Consider the following 18414-nt stretch of genomic DNA (forward strand, 5'->3'; position numbering starts at 1 on the left):
GCGCCACCGTCACTTCTTGCTCAGGAACGTGTCCATCGCACGCCGGTGCTCCGGGCCGTTCCACTGCTCGGCGAACGCCCGCCGCTCGACCTCGGCGGCGGATGCGCGCAGCGCCTCGCGCACCTGGCGCAGGGACCGCTTCATGGCCGCGACCGACGCGCGCGGGCCCTCGGCGATGCGGCCGACCTGCGCAATCGCCCGGCTCCGCGCGGCGCCGGTGGGGACGACCTCGCTCACGAGGCCGATGCGGAGCGCCTCGGCGGCGTCGATCTTCTCCGCCGTCAGGAGCAGCCGCGCCGCCGCGAGCGGCCCCACACGCTCGCAGAGCCGCGTCAGCCCGCCCCAGGCCGGGGACAGGCCCATCCTGACGTGGCGGAACGAGAGCGCGGCGTGCGCCTCGACGATGACGAAATCGCAGAGCAGCAAGAGCTCGCAGCCGCCGCCCAGCGCGTCGCCCTGCACCGCGGCGACGATCGGCACCTCGCTCTCCTCGAAGGCCGCCAGGCCCTCGAACAGCCGGAGGACCTCGCTCCCGTCCGCGCCGCCGGCGGCGAGCGCGTGGAGCTCGCGGATGTCGCCGCCCGCCACGAAGACGTCGCTGCTCGTCGCGGTGAGCACGACGCCGCGCACGCGCGGGTCGGCGCCGGCGCGGCGGATCGCCTCGCCGAGCCGGCTCGCGAAGTCGCTGTCGATGGCGTTCCTGCGCTCGGGACGATCGATGGTCAAGACGACCGCATCGCCGGCCGCCTCGACCCGCAGGGTCACGAGAGGACCCTCCGCGCGCCCCTCCCGCCGGTGAGCGCCGCGGTCTTCCTGCGGCTCGCGCCCGCCCCGTTCTCCGCCGCCGCGCGGTTGAGCCGCCGCGGCGCCGGCATGCGCTCGTCGTGGATCACCTCGGCGATCCGCGCCTCGAGCGTGCGGCGGCTGAGGCCGCGCTGCTCCGCCGCGTACCGCTCGGCGTAGCTGATGATCGCGCCCGCGACGTCGACGCCGCTCGCGCGCTCGATCCCCTCCAGGCCGGGCGAGCTGTTGATCTCGAGGATCTTGGGCCCGGAGCGCGCCTCGAGCATGTCGACGCCGGCGACCTCGAGGCCCATCGCCTTCGCGGCGCGGATCGCGACGCTGCGGTAGGTGCGCGGCAGCTTCACCCGATCGCCCTTGCCGCCGCGGTGGAGGTTCGAACGGAACTCGCCCGGCTTGGCGACACGGCGCATCGAGGCGACCACGCGGCCGCCGACGACGATGACCCGGATGTCGCGCCCCTTCGACTCGCGCACGTACTCCTGGAGCACGATGTCCTGGCCCATGGCCCAGAACGTCTCGAGCAGCGCGTGCACGGCGTGGGGCGTCTCGGCGAGCATCGTGCCGATGCCCTGGGTCCCCTGCTGGAGCTTCACGATCGCGGGGCAGCCGCCGACGAGCGAGAGCGCCGCCTCGACGCCGGCCGGGCTCCGGGCGCACACGGTGATCGGCACGTTGAGCTTGCGGCGCGTGAGCAGCTGGAGCGCGCGCAGCTTGTCGCGGCTCCTCGCGATCGAGACGGCGCCGTTCAGGACGGGGACGCCCATGAGATCGAACTGACGGACGACGGCGAGGCCGTAGTTCGTGATGCTGGCGCCGATGCGCGGGATCACGATGTCGAAGCGGGGCACCGCCGAACCACCGACGAGCAACGACGGGCGACCGCGCGACACGACGATCTGGAAATCGAGCGGATCGATGACGCTGACGTCGTGACCACGCGCGCGCCCCGCGAGCACGATCCGGCTCGTCGAATACAGGGACGCGTTGCGGGACAGGACGAGGAGTCGCATGTGGCCCGGAGGCTAGCAGAGCCGGCAGACTGCGTGGATGGATGCGCGTGCCGATTCATTTTTCGCTCTTCGGCGGTTCTTTTACCGCTCGCACCGCTCGCACCGCTCGCACCGCTCGCACCGCTCGCACCGCTCGCGCCGCGCGGCCCGCACGGTCGCGCGCCGCGCCATCGGCCCTCGTTTTCCATGGGGCTCCACGCGGCCCGTTCGGCGCCGCGCGTCTCCGCGCGTCCCCCGCCCCGTGGGAGCGCGGCCCGTGCGGCGGACCAGGCGCGGCAGAAGCGCGAAGGTGCAGCGCTTGCGCTGGAAAATGTTTCGTGTACGAATCATCTCGGTCGTGCCGGCGAGGAGGGGTTCGCGATGTGGCAGCCGTTCACGGAAGAACATCAGCAGTTCAGGAAGACGGTGCGGGCCTTCGCAGAGAAGGAGCTCGCTCCTCATGTGGAGGAGTGGGAGGCGTCGGAGTGCTTTCCAAACTGGGTGTTCAAGCGCGCCGGCGAGCTCGGGATCCTGGGCGCGCACTTCCCGGAGGAGCACGGCGGCGCCGGGCTCGACTACTGGTTCTCGGCGGCCAAGGCCGAGGAGCTCGTGCGCTGCACGATGGCGGGCGTCTCGATGGGGCTGCTCGTGCAGAGCGACATGGCGACCCCGGTGATCAGCGACATCGGCACGAAGGAGCAGATCGAGGAGTTCCTCAAGCCGGCGCTCGCGGGCGACAAGATCGCCGCGCTCGGCGTCTCCGAGCCGGCGGCCGGCAGCGACGTGGCCGGGATCCGGACGATCGCGCGCAAGGATGGCGATGATTACGTGCTGAACGGGCAGAAGACCTTCATCACGAACGGGACGCGCGCCGATTTCGTGACGCTGCTCGCCAAGACGTCGCCGGACAAGGGCGCCCACGGCTGCTCGTTCTTCCTCGTGCCGACGGCGCTCCGCGGCTTCAACGTGGCGAAGAAGCTGAAGAAGATCGGCAACAAGTCCTCGGACACCGCGGAGCTCTTCCTGGAGGACGTGCGGGTGCCGGGGCGCTACCTGCTCGGCGAGCCCGATCAGGGCTTCGCGTACCTGATGCAGAACTTCCAGACCGAGCGGCTGGTCGCTGCGGTGAGCGCGATCGCGAGCTCGTTCATGACGCTCGACGGCACGGTCGAGTACGGTCGCGAGCGGGTGGCGTTCGGCAAGCCGATCATCAAGCGCGAGTCGTGGCAGCACAAGCTCGTGGACCTGTACACGCGCTGCGAGGCGGCGCGCGCGTTCGCCTACAAGTGCGTCGACCACTACAACGACGAGCGGTACGTGCGGAAGGTGCCGATCAGCTTCGACACGGTGAAGCTCATCTCGATGGCGAAGATCCTGGCCGGCGACGTGGCGAACGACGTCGTGGACACCTGCCTGCAGTTCCACGGCGGCTGGGGCTACATCGAGGACTTCCCGATCGCGCGCGCCTGGCGCGATCAGCGGCTCCTCCGCATCGGCGGCGGGACGACCGAGACGATGAAGTACTACCTGGCAAAGCTGATGAACTTCTGAGGGCCCGCGGCCCGGCGGCCACATCGCCGCCAGGCCGCGCGGAGCTCGCCGCCGGGAACACCCACCAGGCAACGGGCGCAAACGGAAGTAAACGCCCGCAAACACGCGCAAACGGGAGCAAACGCGCGCAAACAGCCGCGAACCGACGCCCTCGGACACAAAAACGCGCCGGTCGAAAAAAAATAGAGACAAGCGGCGCGAGAGGCTGTAGATATGCCGCTCCCAACGACCGGGGCTGTAGCTCAGCTGGGAGAGCGCATGACTGGCAGTCATGAGGTCAGGGGTTCGATCCCCCTCAGCTCCACCGATAGGACCGAAGGACTCCTCCTGTAAGATTCCCGTAAGGAGTCCCGCACGCCGCGCCCGCCTGCCGGCGCACCCACCCAAAGCCTGTTGTAGCAGCCGTCGCGAACGGCTCGAGTCTACGGAGGCTGACCTCGATGCGCGTCCTCCCCCTCGGCGTGCAGAGGGACGTCGAGGGTGGCCGACCGGCGGCTTGAACAGGACGGTCAGCGCGCTTCCCGACCCTCTCGCGGGAGAGTAGAGAACCCGGACATGGCTCTCTCGCCTCACTGGGTCTTCCCAGAGCTCGACGCGAGCGCGGTGGGCGCGGCGCGCGCGCGGCAAGACACGCTGACCAAGCCGCGCGGCAGCCTCGGCGTGCTCGAGGATCTCGCCGTGGCGCTCGCCGGCATCCAGGGCGGGCCACCCGCGAGCCGGCCTGCGGCGGCGGTGCTCTTCGCCGCCGATCACCCCGTCGCCCGGCACGGCGTGTCGGCGTACCCGCCAGAGGTCACGGCGGCGATGGTGGCGAACTTCGTGCGCGGCGGCGCCGCCGCCAGCGTCCTCTGCCGGAACCTCGGTGTCGAGCTGCGGGTCGTGGACGTCGGGGTCGCCCACCCGTACGAGCGCGTCGACGGCGGCGATGGCGCGCGGCTGCGGCGCGATCCGGTCGCCGACGATCCCATCGGCGACCTGCGGATCGAGGACGCGCTCTCGGAGGCTGTCTACGAGCGCGCGCTCCGCGCGGGCGCCGCGGAGATCGACGCGCTCGCGGACGACACGCGCGTCGTCCTGCTCGGCGACATGGGCATCGGCAACACGACGGCGGCGGCGGCCATGACGGCGCTGCTCCTCCGGCTCACGCCGGAGGACGTCGTGGGGGCGGGGACCGGCGTCTCCGGCGACGCGCTGTCGCGCAAGATCGAGGTCGTGCGCGACGCGACGCAACGCGCGCAGGGGGCCTCGGGCGTCCAGCGCACCGATCCGCACCGCGTCGTGCAGGCGGTCGGCGGCAAGGAGATCGCCGCGCTGGTGGGCGCCATGGCGCGGGCGATCGAGCGGCGGATGGCGGTGCTCGTCGACGGCTTCATCGTCTCGACCGCAGCGCTCGCGCTCGTCCGGATGTGCGCCGGGGCGCGCTCAGGCATGCTCTTCGCCCACCGCTCGGCCGAGCGCGGCCACGCCCACGTCCTCGCGGCGCTCGACGCGCGCCCCTTGCTGGACCTCGGGATGCGGCTCGGCGAGGCGAGCGCGGCGCTGGCCGCGCTGCCCCTCCTCGACGCGGCCTGCGCCCTCCACGCCGGCATGGCGACGTTCGCGAGCGCGAGCGTGCCCGATCGCGCGCGGCCCGGGGCTCCATGACGATGCCGCCGGTGCTGCGCGGCGCCCGGGCAGCAGCGACGTTCCTCACGCGTGTTCCGGTCGGCGGCTTCCCCTACGCCGAGGCGGACTGGCGCTGGGCCTCGGCCTGGTTCCCGTTCGTGGGCGCCGCGCTCGGCGCCGCCCAGGCCGCGGTGTGGCTGCTCGTCGACCGGGGCGGCGCGCTCGTCGCGGCGAGCGTCACCGTGGCCCTCGGGCTGCTGCTGACCGGGGCGTTCCACGAGGACGGCCTCGCGGACACGGCCGACGCGCTCGGCGGCGCGCTCGATCGCGCGCGGATCTTCGAGATCCTCAAGGACAGCCGCATCGGCGCGTTCGGCGCGGCGGCGCTGATCGTGGTCCTCGTGCTGCGCGTCGCCCTGCTCGCGCGGCTCGACGCCGCGGCGCCCGTCGCCCTCGTGCTGACGCAGTGCCTCTCGCGCACCCCGCCGATCTGGCTGATGGTCACGCTGCCTTACGTGACCCAGAGCGGCTCGCGCAGCCGCCCGGTGGCGCAGGCATCGCTCCCGCAGGCGCTGCTCGGCTCGCTCTGGCCAGCGCTCCTGTTCGCCGCGGCGCACGCCGCCGGGGTCCTCACGGCGGCCGAGGCGGCGGGCATGCTCGTCGCGGCCGCCGCCGCCGCGGCGATCTGCGGCCTTCGCTTCCGCGCCCGCGCCGGCGGGCTCACGGGCGACTTCCTGGGCGCGGCGCAGCAGATCGCCGAGTGCGCCGCGCTGCTGGCCCTCGCGCTCATGCGGGGCGGCTGAGCCGCGGGCGCGCGCATGGATCCCCTCGCCCACGGCCTCGTCGCCTTCCGCCACGCCCCCGTCGCGCTCTCCGGCGTCTGCTACGGCCGCCTCGACGTCGCCGCGGAGCTCCCCCCGCAGGCTGCAGCGGCCGCGATCGAGCGCGCGCTCCACGAGCTCTGCGTCCACCCCGGCGTGGTCTGGTCGTCGCCGCTCTCCCGCTGCGCGCTCCCGGCCGCCGAGCTCGCGGCGCGCCTCGGGGTGCCGCGCGCGGTCGACGATCGCCTCCTCGAGATCTCCTATGGCGCCTGGGAGGGGCGCGCCTTCTCGGACATCGAGCGCGACGACCCGGCCGCGTACGCCGCGTGGCTCGACGGCTGGGAGCGCGTCGGGCCGCCCGGGGGCGAGTCGGCGCTCGAGGTCGAGTCCAGGGTGCGGTCGTTCTGGCGCGAGATCGGCCCCCCGCGCGCGCCGCGCGGCGTGGACGGCGTGGACGTCGCGTCCGACGCGGGCGTCGCGTCCCGCGCGCGCCCGCACCTCCTGGTCGCGCACGCGGGGGTGCTGCGCGCGCTCCGGGTCGTCGCGTGCGGCGCCAGCTGGCCCGCGGCGATGAGCGCGCCGGTCCCTCACCTCACGGCCGAGCGCTTCCCTCTGCCTGCGTCCGCCCTTTCGCTGGCGGCCCCCTGAGGGGCGCGTACCCTCGTCGGGCATGACCCCGCAAGAAGAGCTCGCGCTCCTGCTGCGCCCGGCGGCCGGAGGTCTCTACCTCGTCTCGACCGGCCGCGCGCAGCAGCTCGAGGTCCAGCGGCGGCTCTACGGCGCCGCCACCGAGGAGGAGGTCCTCGCGCGGTTCCGCGCGTCGTTCGACCGCATCGCCGGCGCGCGCGCCGTCTTGCTCGGCGTGCCCTCCGACGTCGGCGCGGGGTTCCTCCGCGGCTCCAACATGGGCCCGCAGGCCATCCGGACCGCGCTCCTCGACGCCTTCCCCGACTTCCCCGAGCGGGCGCGCGAGATCGGGCTCGTCGACATCGGCGACGTGTTCGTCGTGCCGCAGCTCCTGCACGACGACATGCTCTCGGAGGCGCAGAAGGCCGCGTCGCGCCGCGCGCTCTACCCTGGCGTGCCCGAGCCTGTGGCGTCGCGGCTGCCGGTCTCGCCGCTCTCCATCGCGGAGCGCGCGCTCGATCTCGTCTTCTCGCTCAACCCGGGCGTCGCCCCCATCGTGCTCGGCGGCGACCACTCCACGGCCTTGCCGGTCGCGCGCGCGCTCGCCCGCGCGCGGAAGCGGCCGTGGGGCATCGTCCAGCCGGACGCGCACACCGATCTCCTCGAGGAGCGGCTCGGGATCGCCTACTGCTTCGCCACGTGGTCGTACCACGCGAACGAGCTGGTCGGGCGGGGCGGCCGGCTGACGCAGGTGGGGGTCCGCGCGTCGCAGAAGCCGCGCGAGCACTGGGAGAGCCGCTACGGCGTGCGGCAGTTCTGGGCGGCCGAGTGCCGCGCCGATCCGGCGGCGGCGCTCGACGCCATCGTGGCCCACGTGAAGAGCACCGGCGTCGAGGGCGTGTATTTCTCGAACGACATCGACGGCACGGACGCCGCGTACGCCGACGCCACGGGGACGCCGGAGCCGGACGGCCTGTCGCCCGAGTTCGTCGTGGCGCTCATCCGCCGGCTCGGGCGCGAGGTCGGCCTGATCGGCGGCGACGTCATGGAGGTCGCGCCGGCGCTCCAGCCGACGCCGGAGAGCGCGGCGCGCACGGTCGCGCTGGCGGTGCGCTACCTGCGCGAGACGATCGAGGCCACGGTCGGCCGCCCCCTCACCTGACGCCGCTCAGGGCTCGGGGCCTGTGGCTGCGGGCAGGGCGGCGTCGCGAGCCCAATCGCTCCAGGACCCCTCGTAGAGGATCGCGTCCTCGCGGCCGAGCGCCGTCAGGGCGAGCAGGTCGTGGCAGGCGGTGACGCCGGAGCCGCAGTAGCAGACCACCGTGGCGGCATCGAGCGCGCCGAGGTCGCGGTAGCGCCGCTCGAGCTCGGCGCGCTCGCGGAAGGCGCCCCCGGGGGCGCTGAGGTTCTCGACGAACGGCGCGGACCGGGCGCCGGGGATGTGGCCCGGGCGGGCGTCGACGGGCTCCGTCTGCCCCTCGTAGCGCTCGCGGGCGCGCGCATCGAGGATCACCGCCGCGGCGTCGCGGCGCAGCCTGTCGACAGCGGCCTTGTCCGCGACCGGGGCGCCGCCGGCGGCGAGATCCATGGTGGGCGCTTGCGCGATCGAGGGTGCCTCGGTCGAGAGGGGGTGTCCCGCGGAGGTCCACGCCTGGAGTCCCCCGTCGAGCACGCGCCCGCCTGGATGACCGAAGTAGCGCAGCAGCCACCAGAGACGGGCTGCGATGGCGCCCCCGGCGTCGTCGTAGCCGACGACCACCGACCCTGGGATGACCCCGATGCGGGCAAGGACGCGCGCGAACGCCGCTGCGTCGGGCAGCGGGTGGCGGCCTGGTCCGCCGTGCGCCGGGCTGGAGAGATCGGCATCGACGTCGAGGTGAACGGCGCCCGGGATGTGCCCGCGGGCGTACTCGTCGGCGCCGCGGCGACCGCCGAGGTACCAGCGGCAATCGACGACGCGGACGCGGGGATCGCCCGCGTGTTCTGCGAGCCATGCGACATCGACGAGCGGACCGGGGGGCGCGAGGAGCGGATCGGGCATGGGCGAAGGGTACCCACCGTGCTCGCGCCGGGCCACATCGCGTCGTCGCCATGCTCAACGTGCTCGGCTGTGCCCGACGGCGCAGTGCGGCCGCGCGCGACTCCAGCGCTCGACGGAGCGCCCCAGAGCGACGCCATTTGCAAGCACTTTTGACAGTCGAGATCGGGCTTGAGGGCATCAGGCATGAATGTCAATCGGCGCGTACAGCACCCCTGGTTGCGAGGATAGCCGCCACAAACCGCTTGATTTTCAAACGCATTGGCTCGTCCTACCCACCCCGCAGCACCTGCCCACCCCGGAGGACACCCCCTGGCCTCGCTCAGCGCTTCACCGAACGAGCCGCCAGGGCCACGGGCGACGTGCTCACAAAAGTTCGGCTTCACAAGATCCATTCATCGATGACGCCTCGCCTTGAACATCCGGCGGATCGAAGCCTTTCCCTTGGTCCGAACCGGCAAGAGAGCTATACTTTTCTCTCCAACCACTTTAATCACGATCCATGAAACTTCGACTCTCAAACTTCGCCGCCGCAGCGATCGTCTCCCTCCTGTCACCTCTTTCAGGCTGCTCCGATGATGGAAGCACCGGCAGCTCGGAAGCCGGCACGACCAGTGGAGGGTCTACCTCAAGCGCATCCGGGTCCGGCGGCCAGGGCTCGGGCGGGGATGGCGGCGGAGGGGCCACGTCCTCGAGCTCGAGCTCGGCTGGGACCGGTGGTAGCGGCTCAGCGGTCGACCCAACCTTCGAAACGGTCCGGGCGGTCGTCGCACAAGCTGGCTGCTCCACGGCGAGCTGCCACAACGGCGAGGCGAGACCGACGCTGGTGGACGACAACACCCTTTACACGACCCTGACGACGCACATCTCCGAGGCGTGCGGAGACATTCCGCTCGTCACCCCCGGCAATCCGGAGCAGAGCGCCCTCGTCAAGATCCTCAAGGGCCCCTGCGGGAATATCGCCCGCATGCCCAATGGATGCGTCAGCGATCCCGGCCCGGAATACACTTGCTTGCTCCCGGAATACATCGACGCGATCGAGCAGTGGGTCGCCAGCGGCGCGCCGGAGGAGTGAGCGGCCGATGACAACGACGCGGGCTCCGCCCCGGAGCTCCGCGGCGTTGTGCTGATGACACGAGGTCGTCCCGTGCCAGGCGCACCAAGCAAAAGGCCCCTCCTGAGGGGAGGGGCCTTTCTTTACATTTCGCTCAAGCCGGCAGACCCGGCACGAGCGACGATCAGCCGTTCGCGCGAAGCGTCTTGAACTCACCAGGGTCCTTGATGGACACTGGATTGTTCTCGCTGACGAAGAGCTTGGTGTCGTCGTGCTTGCCGAAGTGGGTCACCTCTGCCGAGCCGCCGATCGCCGGGAAGCCGTCCGCGCCGGCCTTCACCCCGATGGCGTTCAGCAGGTTGCAGAAGTACTTGTTGATCGGCTGCGTGGCGATATCCGGCGGAGTCCCCGTGCCATCGATCGCGGCGAAGTCGAGCTTCGTCTGGCCCGGCCCGCAAGCAGCCTCGCTGCTACCGACGGCCAGGTCAGCCTTGCCACCTTCGACGTTCACGGCCTGACCCACCTTGAAGTAGCCGCCGCAGCTCCCTGCCTGGAGGATCGGCAGGTTGTTGAGGTTGTGGCTATTGCCGTCGGAGTCTTCCTGGAACCAGACGGTCGCGGTGTTGTCGAGGAGCTTCCCGTCGCCCTCTTCGATGCTGTCGAGCCGACCGACGAGGTAGGCGAACTTCTTCGCGTACCAGTCGTCGATCTGCTGAATCATCTCGATGACACCAGGAACGCAATCACCACCCATGTTGGCGTCGCCGACGCGGTGGGAGATGCCATGGGAGTCCTTCGAATGATTGATGCCGTCCCACTTGAACGTGACGCCCCCGGGGAACTTCATGAAGATGACGCGGTTCTGGTCACAGATGGCCGAAAGCACCGCGAGGTCCATCATGACGTTCGTCGACTTCGACAGGTCGACGCTGAGGCCACCACCTTGCGAGGCCGCCTGCACGGACTGGGCTGTCAAACCGAGCGCCTCTGCCTGGGCGGCGCTGCACTGGGCCCTGACCGTGTTCGTGGTCTGGTGGAGGAGGTCCTTCCAGTCCGAGAGCCGCTGCTTGTCCGCCTGGCTCATCCTGACCCTCGCGAGGCTGTCGAGGTCCTCCCGCACGACGTCGATCACGCTCTTGCCGCGGGCCACCTTGTACGTATCCTGCGACACGGGGCCCTGACCGAAGAGGCCCGTGAGGTTGTTGTAGATCGTCGTCGGAGACCCGATGCCAGGGAAGATCTGCTTGGGCTTGTCGTACGAGAAATTGGAGAACGAGTCCTGCCGCACCCCGCCGATCTGCATCACGAGGGGAGCGGCGCCGTTGGGGTTGACCTGCTCCGCGGCGATGTGATCGAGCGAACGCCCGGTCGACTTCGCGTTGAACTTGTCGCTCTCGGGCGTCACCGGGTAGCAGGTGAAATACGACCCCATGACCTGACCGTGGGGGTCGTTGTTCTGGCCGTGGGTCTTCCCGAAGCTCCACTCGTTCATCGCCCGGATGCCACGCGGCATCAGGAGCTTCTTTGCAAAGGGAGCGAGGTGCTTGAGCGTCGTCGCCTCGTAATCGGCGGCGGTCAACTCGCCATGGGACTTCTTCGGGAACCACCGGTTCGTCAGGCAGCCATAGTGCGTGAAGAGCACGATCAGCCGCTTCGGAGCGCCGCCGCCGGCCGACTGCGCCTCGGCGTCACGCTCAGCGACAGAGCCCAAGAAAGGCGCAGCGACGACGGCTCCACCCAGGCCTCGGAGGAATACTCTTCGGTTAAGGTTCTTCATCATGGTCGTATTCCTTCTCAGTTCCCGACGATGGTGCGCAGGCGGAACGAATCGGCCTGGGTAAGATCCGTGAGCAGATTGATGATGGTATAGCCGTCGTTGGACAGCTTGTCGCTGAGCTCGTTGACGGTGCAGGCGTCGTTCGTGTTCGGCACCCTCCGGCGGGCCCAGGAGACCCACTGCTCGGCATAGTGACGCTTGGCGATCTCACCAGCACCGAGCTCGGTCATCATATCGAGGGGTGTCGTGATCGTCTTGGTGTTGGCTTCGCTGAAGTAGACGTCGCCCGTCGCGTTGATGTCGCCACCGAGCGGATCCTTCGTCTGCACCTTGCCGACGGAGTCGAACCTCTCGAGCACGAAGCCCGGCGGGTTGACGAACTTGCTGTGGCATTCGACGCACCCCGTAGGGGAGGTCAGCGCCTCGATGGCCTCACGCTCCGTGGAGAACGGGCCCGGAGGCCGCGGCGTCTGGTCCGCGCCGGGCGTCGGCTTCAGGGTGAGCCCGAGCAGCCTGTTGGCGACGAACGCGCCCCGGAGGATCGGGCTCGTGGCGCCGAAGGACGAGTAGGAGCTCAGGAACCCAACGCGGGTCAAGAACCCCGGCCGCTCGGTCGGGTCGAGCTCCACCCGCGTCAGCTCCGCGCCGTAGTCCGCGGCGTTGAGCCCGTAGATCGGAGCGGTGTCCTGGTTGACGTAAGCGACGTTGCTCAGGAAGATGTCCTTGAACGACCCCCCCTCGAACGCCACCTCCTCGAAGAAGGCGTCGATCTCGGCCAACATCGGAGCAACGATGTCCGGGGAGTAGTCGGGGAACCGGGTCGTGTCATGCTCGACCTGTCCCCAGTGCGACCCCTGACGGATGTCCGCATAAGCACGATGGAACAGGGCCACGATCGGCGCCGTCTTGGCGCGGTCCTGAACCATCCGCTCCGCCTGCGCGAGGATCTGCTCCTTGGTGGTGAGCTGACCCGCGTCTGCGGCGGTGTTCAAGGCGTCATCCGGAATGGAGCTCCAGAGCAGGAACGCGAGCCTCGTCGCCACTTCGTGGCTGGAGAGCTTGATGGCGCCGCTCTCCGCGTCGTCCGTCAGCTCGGGGACCGTGATGAACGAGGGCGAAGCGAGCATGGCGAAGAGGATGGCCTCGGCGACCTCTGCGGGCGTGCCCTTGGGCTCCAGCGCGTTGAACCGCAGGTAGCGCTGCACCTCTTCGTCCGTCAGAGGGCGGCGGAAAGCCTTGCGGCCGAAAGCGCGGATCGTCGACTCGAGGCACCCGGCCGCGGCCGGATCGCAGGCAATGAACTTGGACTTGTTCGCCCCGGCCATCACCTCGGCGGCGATGCTCTCGGCAGCGACGAGGTAGGAGTTCCAGGCGATATCCGTCATGCTGCCCTCGAAGTCGGCCACGAGGAGCGAGGACGGGTTGCCCGTGGGGGCGTTCGGCAGATTTGTCACGCCGAGCAGATCCCTCACCACCGCGTCGTACTCGCGGTTCAAGAGCCGCGGGACCTGGGACGTCGCCCAGATGCCAGGGGTGCAGACCTCCGGGTCGCCGGGGTCCGGCTCCTCTGGTCCCCCCCCCGTACCGGCGCTGCCAGAGGTCTCCCCGCCACTGGAGGAGCCCCCCGAGTCACCGTTCGCTATCTCGCCAGTGCAACCAGCGAGAAAAGTTAATGACGCCAAAAATGTTGTCGTACCGATGTACGCTAGTTGCCGCAGCGTTCGCATAATGTGCCTATCCCCGACCTGCGCCGAGCTGATCCCCTTGCGCATGATTCCAACGCGGGCCCAACCGGCGAGCCCCCGACTCGGGAACTGGCGCCCGCAAGCTCTGTAGAAGCCGCCCGTGCGTGGGAATCTTCGCGTATGGCTTTACGAGAACGTGTCACGAGCGCGAAGCGCCGGAGCACCGGGCCCACGCGGCGCATTCATCACTCGAGGGCGCGAAAGGCTCGGGAACGAGACCGCTCAGGCGTTCGCCCTGAGCGCGGCGAACTCGCCTGGATCGTGGATGGTGGGAGGATTTGTCCCGCCACCGATGTAGTCTTCCGTCCGGTCGTACATACCGAAGTGGGTCACCGGCTCCGAACCGCCCCGTGCCGGGAAGCCATCCGTGCCTGCCTTGACGCCGAGGGCGTTCATCAAGTTGCAGAAGTACTTGTTGATCGGCGCGTTGGCGAGCGACGGATCGGTCCCCGTTTCCTGGGAGACCCCGTCGACCTGGTCCGACGTGCCAGGGGCACACGTGATCTCGCTGTTGCCGGTCGTGAGATCGGGCGAGCCGTCGTCGACGTTCACGGCCCAGCCGGTCTTGAAATAGCCACCGGCGCTCCCGGCCTGGATGATCGGCAGGTTGTTGAGGTTGCGGGCGCAGCCGTCCGACGCGTCCTGGAACCAGACGGCCGCGCAGTTGTCGAGGAGCGTCCCGTCGCCCTCGTCGATACTGTTCAGCTGCCCGACGAGGTGGGCGAACTTCCTCGCATAGTAGTCGTCGATCTTGAGGAGCATGTCGAGCACCCCCGGGACGCAGGTCCCCGTGATGTTCGCGCTGTCCAGGCGACCCGAGATACTGGCGCTCTCGTAGCTCAGGCCGAGCCCCTTGAACAGGAAGGTCCCGGGGTACTTCAGGAAGATGACGGGGTTCGCGTTGCACGCCGCCGCGAGCACGGCGAGGTTCGAATGGAGGTCCGCTCCGTCCAGACCATCCGAGATTCGCCGCGTCAGCCGGTCGTCGACGCTCGGGGTCGTGTTCGCCAGGTCGACGTTCTCCTGCGTCGCGCCGAGCGCCATGGCGAGGGACGTGTCGCACTGCGAAGAAGCCACCACGTTTCCTGTCGCGTTGAGGAGCTCCTTCCAGGCTGCGAGCTTCTGCTTGTCGGCGCGGCTCATGTCGACCCGCTCGAGCCTCTGCAGATCATCCTTCACGATGTCGAGGACGCTCTTGCCGCGCATCGCCGCGTAGGTGTCCGGAGACGTCGGCTTCCCCGCCTCGAAGAGGCCCGTGAGGCTGCTGAAGGCCTGCGACGCGTTGAGGCCCTTGAAGGAGGTCTCGGCGGCGGAGTAGGAGATCGCCGAGAAAGGGCTGTCATTCTGACCAGCGGTGTTCAAGAGCAACGGAGTGCCTTGCGGGCTGAGCTGTCGTGCGATGACGTGGTCCAGCGAGGGACCGGTCGGTTTGGCGTTGAACTTCGTCGCGGAGTCGAAGCTGAACGGGTCGTTGCTGTTGGGAGTGACCGGGTGGCAAGTGAAGTACGACCCGTTCACCTGCAAGTGGCGATCGTTCCCCTGCCCCCGATCCATCCTCACCGTCCACTCGTTCATCGCGCGGATGCCTCGGGGCATGAGGAGTTTGTCGACGTGAGGCGCCAGGTGCTTGAGCGTCGTCGACTGGAGGTCCGCGGCGGTGAGCGGGCCATGCGACTTCTTCGGGAACCACCGCGTCGTGATGCAGCCATAGTGTGTGTACATCACGATCAGCCGCTTCGGTGGCGTGACCGGCTGCGCCATCACGGTGCGGTCGAAGATCGAGCCGAGGAACGGCGCCGCGACGCAGGCTCCGCCCAGCCCCCGGAGGAAAATTCTTCGGTTCACGCGCTTTACCATGATCGTACTTTTCCTGCCTCAATAGAAGGCCACCGCCCGGCTGCCACCCGGAACGCCCTCCGGATGCCCGCGCGTGCCACCTCTCCATCACCCCTACAATCCCCGCGGGCCCGGGAACGTATTTGTAATTCGCCCGGCCGGTCGCGTTTGGCGAGCGGCCTTCGCCTCAGGCCTGAGCGCAGAAGCGGCGCCAGACGTCGCGGTAAATCGACTCGAGATTGCGGGCGAAGCGCGGGCCGTCCATGAGCGGCGATTGCTTCATGCGATCGCGCAGCGTTCGGCGAAGCTCCCCCAGGTGCTCGAGGTCCTCGGCGAGCGAGCTCGCGACCTGAACGTACTTTTCCAGCGTCGTCGCGATGAGCTCCGGCAGACCCAGGTTCATCGCCTGGCAGCCGCCGGCGCGGCCGACCACGGTTTCACCTGCGAGGGTCACCACCGGTACGCCCATCCACAGCGCGTCGAGGCTCGTCGTGTGGCCGTTGGAAGGGAACGTATCGAGGCAGATGTCGATCTCGCGGTACCTTCGCAGATAGTCGAGCCGCCCGCACCGATCGACGAACTCGATCCGATCGAGCTGGACGCCCCCTTCCTCGAAGATCGAGCGCACCCGGTCCCGCGCCCTTCCCCGAGGCGCCATGAGCGTGAGCCGCGACCTGGGCACCGCGGCCAGCACCTTCGTCCAGACACGAAGCACCCCTTCATTCACCTTCCTGAAGTGGTTCAGGCAGCCGAAGGTGACTCTCCCCTCGGCGAGCGCGGGGAGGGCGCTCACGTCGGGCACGTCGGTGAGCGGGTCGTAGCACCAGAAGGAGTCGGGGAGCCGAAGGGTTTCCTCCGTGTAGACGTCCGTGTTTGCGTCCGGGGGATCGAGGAACGGGTCGGACAGGCGATAGTCCATCGATTCGAGGCCCGTCGTCCCGGGGTACGCCAGCCAGCACACCTGAAGGGGAGCGGGCCGGCGGGCGAAGACCAGAACGCGACGGTCAGTCATATGCATGGTGAGATCGACCAGGATGTCGATCTGATCCCGTCGAATGACGTCCGACAGGGCAGCGTCGTCCAGCGCCGCGACCTCGCGAAAAACATCGGCATAGCCGCGAATGCGATCCGTCAGGGTATCCGGCTTGTCCGTGCTCGAGTAGCAAAAGATCTCGAACTGCCGGTGGTCATGGTTCTGGAACAGTGGGATCGTGAAGAGAGACTGGACGTGGGTTCGGAAGTCGGGTGACACGTAACCGATGCGGAGCCGCCGGTCGGGCGAGCGATCAGTTTTGTGTGGGAGAGCCTGCGCGGTGAGGGGGCGGGCATGCCGGGCATTCCACGCGCGCGCCTCGGCGAGAATGTCGCTCTCGGTGACGTTCGGCCAAAACGGCATGTTGAAGAGAAGAGCGCTGTGCGCAGCGGGGTCGTCGGGACACAGGGCGACCGCTTCGCGGTGCATGGCCTGGGACTCGTCGAGGAGCCCCGACTCGCCGAGCGCGGTGGCAAGATAGTCCCGAGCGACATGGACGTTTCGGTCGATCTCGAGCGCTCGACGCAGATCGTCGATCGCTTCGTCGAAACGGCCGGATTCCGCGTGAATCGCGCCGAGCGCAGTGTACGCATTGGCCATCCGCGGATTGAGCTTCAGCGCCACGCGGTACCAAGCCGCGGCGTCGTCCGAGCGGCCGCCGAGGCGCAGCGTCTCGCCGAGGGCCGCCAGTCCATCGGATGCGCTCAAGCTCGATTCGGGGCTGCGCGTCGGCGCCGGACCGACCCCGGCGGCAGATGCGCCCCGCTTGTCCCTCAGGCTCGCGAGGCGATCGCCAGCCTGCGATAACCCAGGTTCGAGCTCGCGAGCGCGCTCGTAGCACGCCGCCGCCGCATCCAGGTCCCCCTGCTCCTCGAACGTGAGAGCAAGGTTGAACACCGCTTCGGCGAAGTCTGGCTTCCGAGCGACGGCCATGAGCAGCACGGCGACCGCCTGCGGTCTCCGGCCGAGGCAGCGATACACGTCGCCGAGATGCGACAGGTAGAGGGCGTTGTTCGGGGCGACGCGGACGGCTCGCTCGAGAAGCGCGGCGGCCTCCGCGAGCCGACCGGATTGGACGGCGATCACGCTGAGAAGGAGCAGCGCGTCGCCATGCCCGGGCGCTTGCTCGAGCACGCCGCGATAGAGGAGCTCTGCTCGATCGACCTGCCCGGCCCGATGAAACTGCACTGCCAATTCGAAGAGCGAAGCGGCGGTCACGGGGAGTTCCTTGTAGGAGGAGTGCGGATTGTCGCTGAGCAGGATGGCTGCGCCCGGGCGCTGAGCGCAAGCCGGTTCCTGTGCCAACCGACGCGTTCAGCGTGACTGTACGATGGGACGGTCCGTACGAGGGGCTTGACTTTCGGATCGTTCTTGAATTCGCAGCCCCTCCCGACGCTGACCGTGCCGGACCGAGCCAAGCAGCCGAGCGCGGGTGTAGCGCCAGACGGGGCGAGGAGCCCTGCTGAGACCGTGCAACGAGGAGCAACGACGCGATGTGCCCGACCTCGGCTGCCTGGCGACGGGTGGTTTTGAGAGGCGCTCTTGGGCACGTGAGACCGGCTGGAGCGCACAAGGCCCGAGTGTCAATCGACCTGTACAGCACAGCTGTACGCGGGGATGGCCTCCACGAACCGCTTGATTTTCGGATCGCGTTTGCTCATCCTACCCGCACAAGAGGACGTTCCTCGCCTCGCACAGCTCTTGCCTATGGGCGATGTGGTCAGAGATCGCACGTCGCCTCTGCAATCCGAAGCTCGAAGCCTTTTGCTTTGATCCAACGGGAACGAGAGCTCAACCTTCTCTCTCACCATCCTCGTCGGGAACCATGAAACTTCGACTCTCAAGCTTCATCGCGGCAGCAATCGTCGCCGTCCTGTCACCGCTTGCAGGCTGCTCCGACAGCCCTGACGATACCGGCGCTGGAGGCGCCGGCGGCACGGATGCCGGAAGCACGAGCGCCAGTGTGTCTACATCGAGCGCGGTCGGGTCCGGCGGTGCGGGCGGGGCTGGCTCGACCAGCGCGAGCACCGGTGGCGACGGCGGCTCGACCGGCAGTGGCAGCGGGCGGGAACCGACATTCGAGACGTTCACGTACGTTGTACAAAACGCTTGTTGGGGGGCGGGTTGCCATAACGACGAGATGAACCCCCTGAACTTGAGGGTCGACGGAGAGCTCCACACGCGGGTGAGCTCCCACGTAACCAAGCATTGTGGCGATCTCCTCAATACCGATAACCCGGAAGAGAGCGGGCTCATCAAGATCCTGAAGGGTCCGTGCGGCGGAACTCCGCGAATGCCCCTTGAATGCGTCAGCGATGGGGATGCCGCGTGCATACCCCCCGACTACATCCAAGCGCTCACGCAATGGATCGCCGACGGCGCCCAGGAGTAGCAGGGCTTGGCGAGTAGCCGCCGACGGCTTGCGGCGCCCGACAGGCGCAGGGTGAACGAAGCCACCTTCGACGGCAGCTTCCTTCACCCGCGTAGGCCGGGTAGGCTACCGTAGCTGACCGCGCCCGCAGGTCCCGCTGTTT

At 69.1% G+C, this 18414-nt stretch carries 14 protein-coding genes and 1 tRNA gene; 8 read left to right on the forward strand and 7 right to left on the reverse strand.

Translation table 11 applies throughout. The features are described from left to right. Positions 1 to 9: 9 nt before the first annotated feature. On the reverse strand, positions 10 to 765 hold the full coding sequence (locus WME79_RS37710) for an enoyl-CoA hydratase/isomerase family protein (RefSeq protein WP_437525131.1): 756 nt from the start codon (positions 763 to 765) through the stop codon (positions 10 to 12). Next, positions 762 to 1814 carry a RimK family alpha-L-glutamate ligase gene (locus tag WME79_RS37715; protein ID WP_437525133.1) on the reverse strand — a complete coding sequence of 351 codons (1053 nt, stop codon included), beginning with the start codon at positions 1812 to 1814 and terminating at the stop codon, positions 762 to 764. The genes WME79_RS37710 and WME79_RS37715 overlap by 4 nt, the downstream gene beginning before the upstream one ends. A gap of 360 nt (positions 1815 to 2174) precedes the next feature. On the opposite strand from WME79_RS37715, the gene WME79_RS37720 reads away from it, so the two are divergent. From WME79_RS37720 to WME79_RS37745, 6 genes are all read left to right on the forward strand, one after another. Further along, on the forward strand, positions 2175 to 3344 hold the full coding sequence (locus tag WME79_RS37720) for an acyl-CoA dehydrogenase family protein (protein ID WP_437525135.1): 1170 nt from the start codon (positions 2175 to 2177) through the stop codon (positions 3342 to 3344). Between the two features lie 231 nt (positions 3345 to 3575). Further along, a tRNA-Ala gene (locus WME79_RS37725) sits at positions 3576 to 3648 on the forward strand. A gap of 251 nt (positions 3649 to 3899) precedes the next feature. Beyond that, positions 3900 to 4988, forward strand: coding sequence for a nicotinate-nucleotide--dimethylbenzimidazole phosphoribosyltransferase (gene cobT / locus WME79_RS37730; RefSeq protein ID WP_437525137.1), 1089 nt, complete (start codon positions 3900 to 3902; stop codon positions 4986 to 4988). Continuing rightward, complete coding sequence (locus WME79_RS37735) at positions 4985 to 5752, forward strand: adenosylcobinamide-GDP ribazoletransferase (RefSeq protein ID WP_437525138.1); 768 nt, start codon at positions 4985 to 4987, stop codon at positions 5750 to 5752. Before cobT ends, WME79_RS37735 begins: the two co-directional genes overlap by 4 nt. Positions 5753 to 5767: 15 nt before the next feature. After that, a complete protein-coding gene (locus WME79_RS37740; protein ID WP_437525140.1) occupies positions 5768 to 6418 on the forward strand; it encodes a histidine phosphatase family protein in 651 nt (216 codons plus the stop codon). A gap of 22 nt (positions 6419 to 6440) precedes the next feature. Continuing rightward, the gene (locus tag WME79_RS37745) at positions 6441 to 7559 is read left to right on the forward strand and encodes an arginase family protein (protein ID WP_437525142.1); all 1119 of its coding nucleotides are present in this window, start codon (positions 6441 to 6443) and stop codon (positions 7557 to 7559) included. Between the two features lie 6 nt (positions 7560 to 7565). On the opposite strand, the gene WME79_RS37750 is transcribed toward WME79_RS37745, so the two are convergent. Then, positions 7566 to 8438: a sulfurtransferase gene (locus WME79_RS37750; RefSeq protein ID WP_437525144.1), complete on the reverse strand. Its 873-nt coding sequence runs from the start codon at positions 8436 to 8438 to the stop codon at positions 7566 to 7568. Positions 8439 to 9261: 823 nt separating this feature from the next. On the opposite strand from WME79_RS37750, the gene WME79_RS37755 reads away from it, so the two are divergent. Further along, positions 9262 to 9510, forward strand: coding sequence for a hypothetical protein (locus tag WME79_RS37755; RefSeq protein ID WP_437525146.1), 249 nt, complete (start codon positions 9262 to 9264; stop codon positions 9508 to 9510). Positions 9511 to 9673: 163 nt separating this feature from the next. Here the strand turns inward: WME79_RS37755 and WME79_RS37760 are convergent, their stop codons facing one another. The 4 genes from WME79_RS37760 to WME79_RS37775 form a co-directional block, all read right to left on the reverse strand. Beyond that, positions 9674 to 11200, reverse strand: a complete 1527-nt coding sequence (locus WME79_RS37760) for a DUF1552 domain-containing protein (protein WP_437525148.1) — start codon at positions 11198 to 11200, stop codon at positions 9674 to 9676. Between the two features lie 83 nt (positions 11201 to 11283). Further along, the gene (locus WME79_RS37765) at positions 11284 to 12762 is read right to left on the reverse strand and encodes a DUF1592 domain-containing protein (RefSeq protein WP_437525150.1); all 1479 of its coding nucleotides are present in this window, start codon (positions 12760 to 12762) and stop codon (positions 11284 to 11286) included. 471 nt (positions 12763 to 13233) lie between these two features. Beyond that, positions 13234 to 14856 (reverse strand): DUF1552 domain-containing protein, encoded by a 1623-nt coding sequence (locus WME79_RS37770; protein ID WP_437525152.1) that lies wholly within the window; start codon positions 14854 to 14856, stop codon positions 13234 to 13236. A 178-nt stretch (positions 14857 to 15034) separates the two neighbouring features. After that, entirely contained in the window at positions 15035 to 17098 is a 2064-nt protein-coding gene (locus WME79_RS37775) for an O-linked N-acetylglucosamine transferase family protein (RefSeq protein WP_437525154.1), read from the reverse strand. Positions 17099 to 17705: 607 nt separating this feature from the next. Between WME79_RS37775 and WME79_RS37780 the strand changes: the two genes are divergently transcribed. Then, positions 17706 to 18272 (forward strand): hypothetical protein, encoded by a 567-nt coding sequence (locus tag WME79_RS37780; protein ID WP_437525156.1) that lies wholly within the window; start codon positions 17706 to 17708, stop codon positions 18270 to 18272. The last annotated feature ends 142 nt before the right edge of the window (positions 18273 to 18414 follow it).

The organism is Sorangium sp. So ce726, assembly GCF_051521405.1.
Classification (GTDB): domain Bacteria; phylum Myxococcota_A; class Polyangia; order Polyangiales; family Polyangiaceae; genus Sorangium.

Bases quoted from the DNA above. Each gene is read 5' to 3' on its own strand.
- WME79_RS37720 (WP_437525135.1), top strand. From the start codon at position 2,175: ATGTGGCAGCCGTTCACGGAAGAACATCAGCAGTTCAGGAAGACGGTG.
- WME79_RS37745 (WP_437525142.1), top strand. From the start codon at position 6,441: ATGACCCCGCAAGAAGAGCTCGCGCTCCTGCTGCGCCCGGCGGCCGGA.
- WME79_RS37740 (WP_437525140.1), top strand. From the start codon at position 5,768: ATGGATCCCCTCGCCCACGGCCTCGTCGCCTTCCGCCACGCCCCCGTC.
- WME79_RS37715 (WP_437525133.1), bottom strand. From the start codon at position 1,814: ATGCGACTCCTCGTCCTGTCCCGCAACGCGTCCCTGTATTCGACGAGC.
- WME79_RS37780 (WP_437525156.1), top strand. From the start codon at position 17,706: ATGAAACTTCGACTCTCAAGCTTCATCGCGGCAGCAATCGTCGCCGTC.
- cobT (WP_437525137.1), top strand. From the start codon at position 3,900: ATGGCTCTCTCGCCTCACTGGGTCTTCCCAGAGCTCGACGCGAGCGCG.
- WME79_RS37735 (WP_437525138.1), top strand. From the start codon at position 4,985: ATGACGATGCCGCCGGTGCTGCGCGGCGCCCGGGCAGCAGCGACGTTC.
- WME79_RS37750 (WP_437525144.1), bottom strand. From the start codon at position 8,438: ATGCCCGATCCGCTCCTCGCGCCCCCCGGTCCGCTCGTCGATGTCGCA.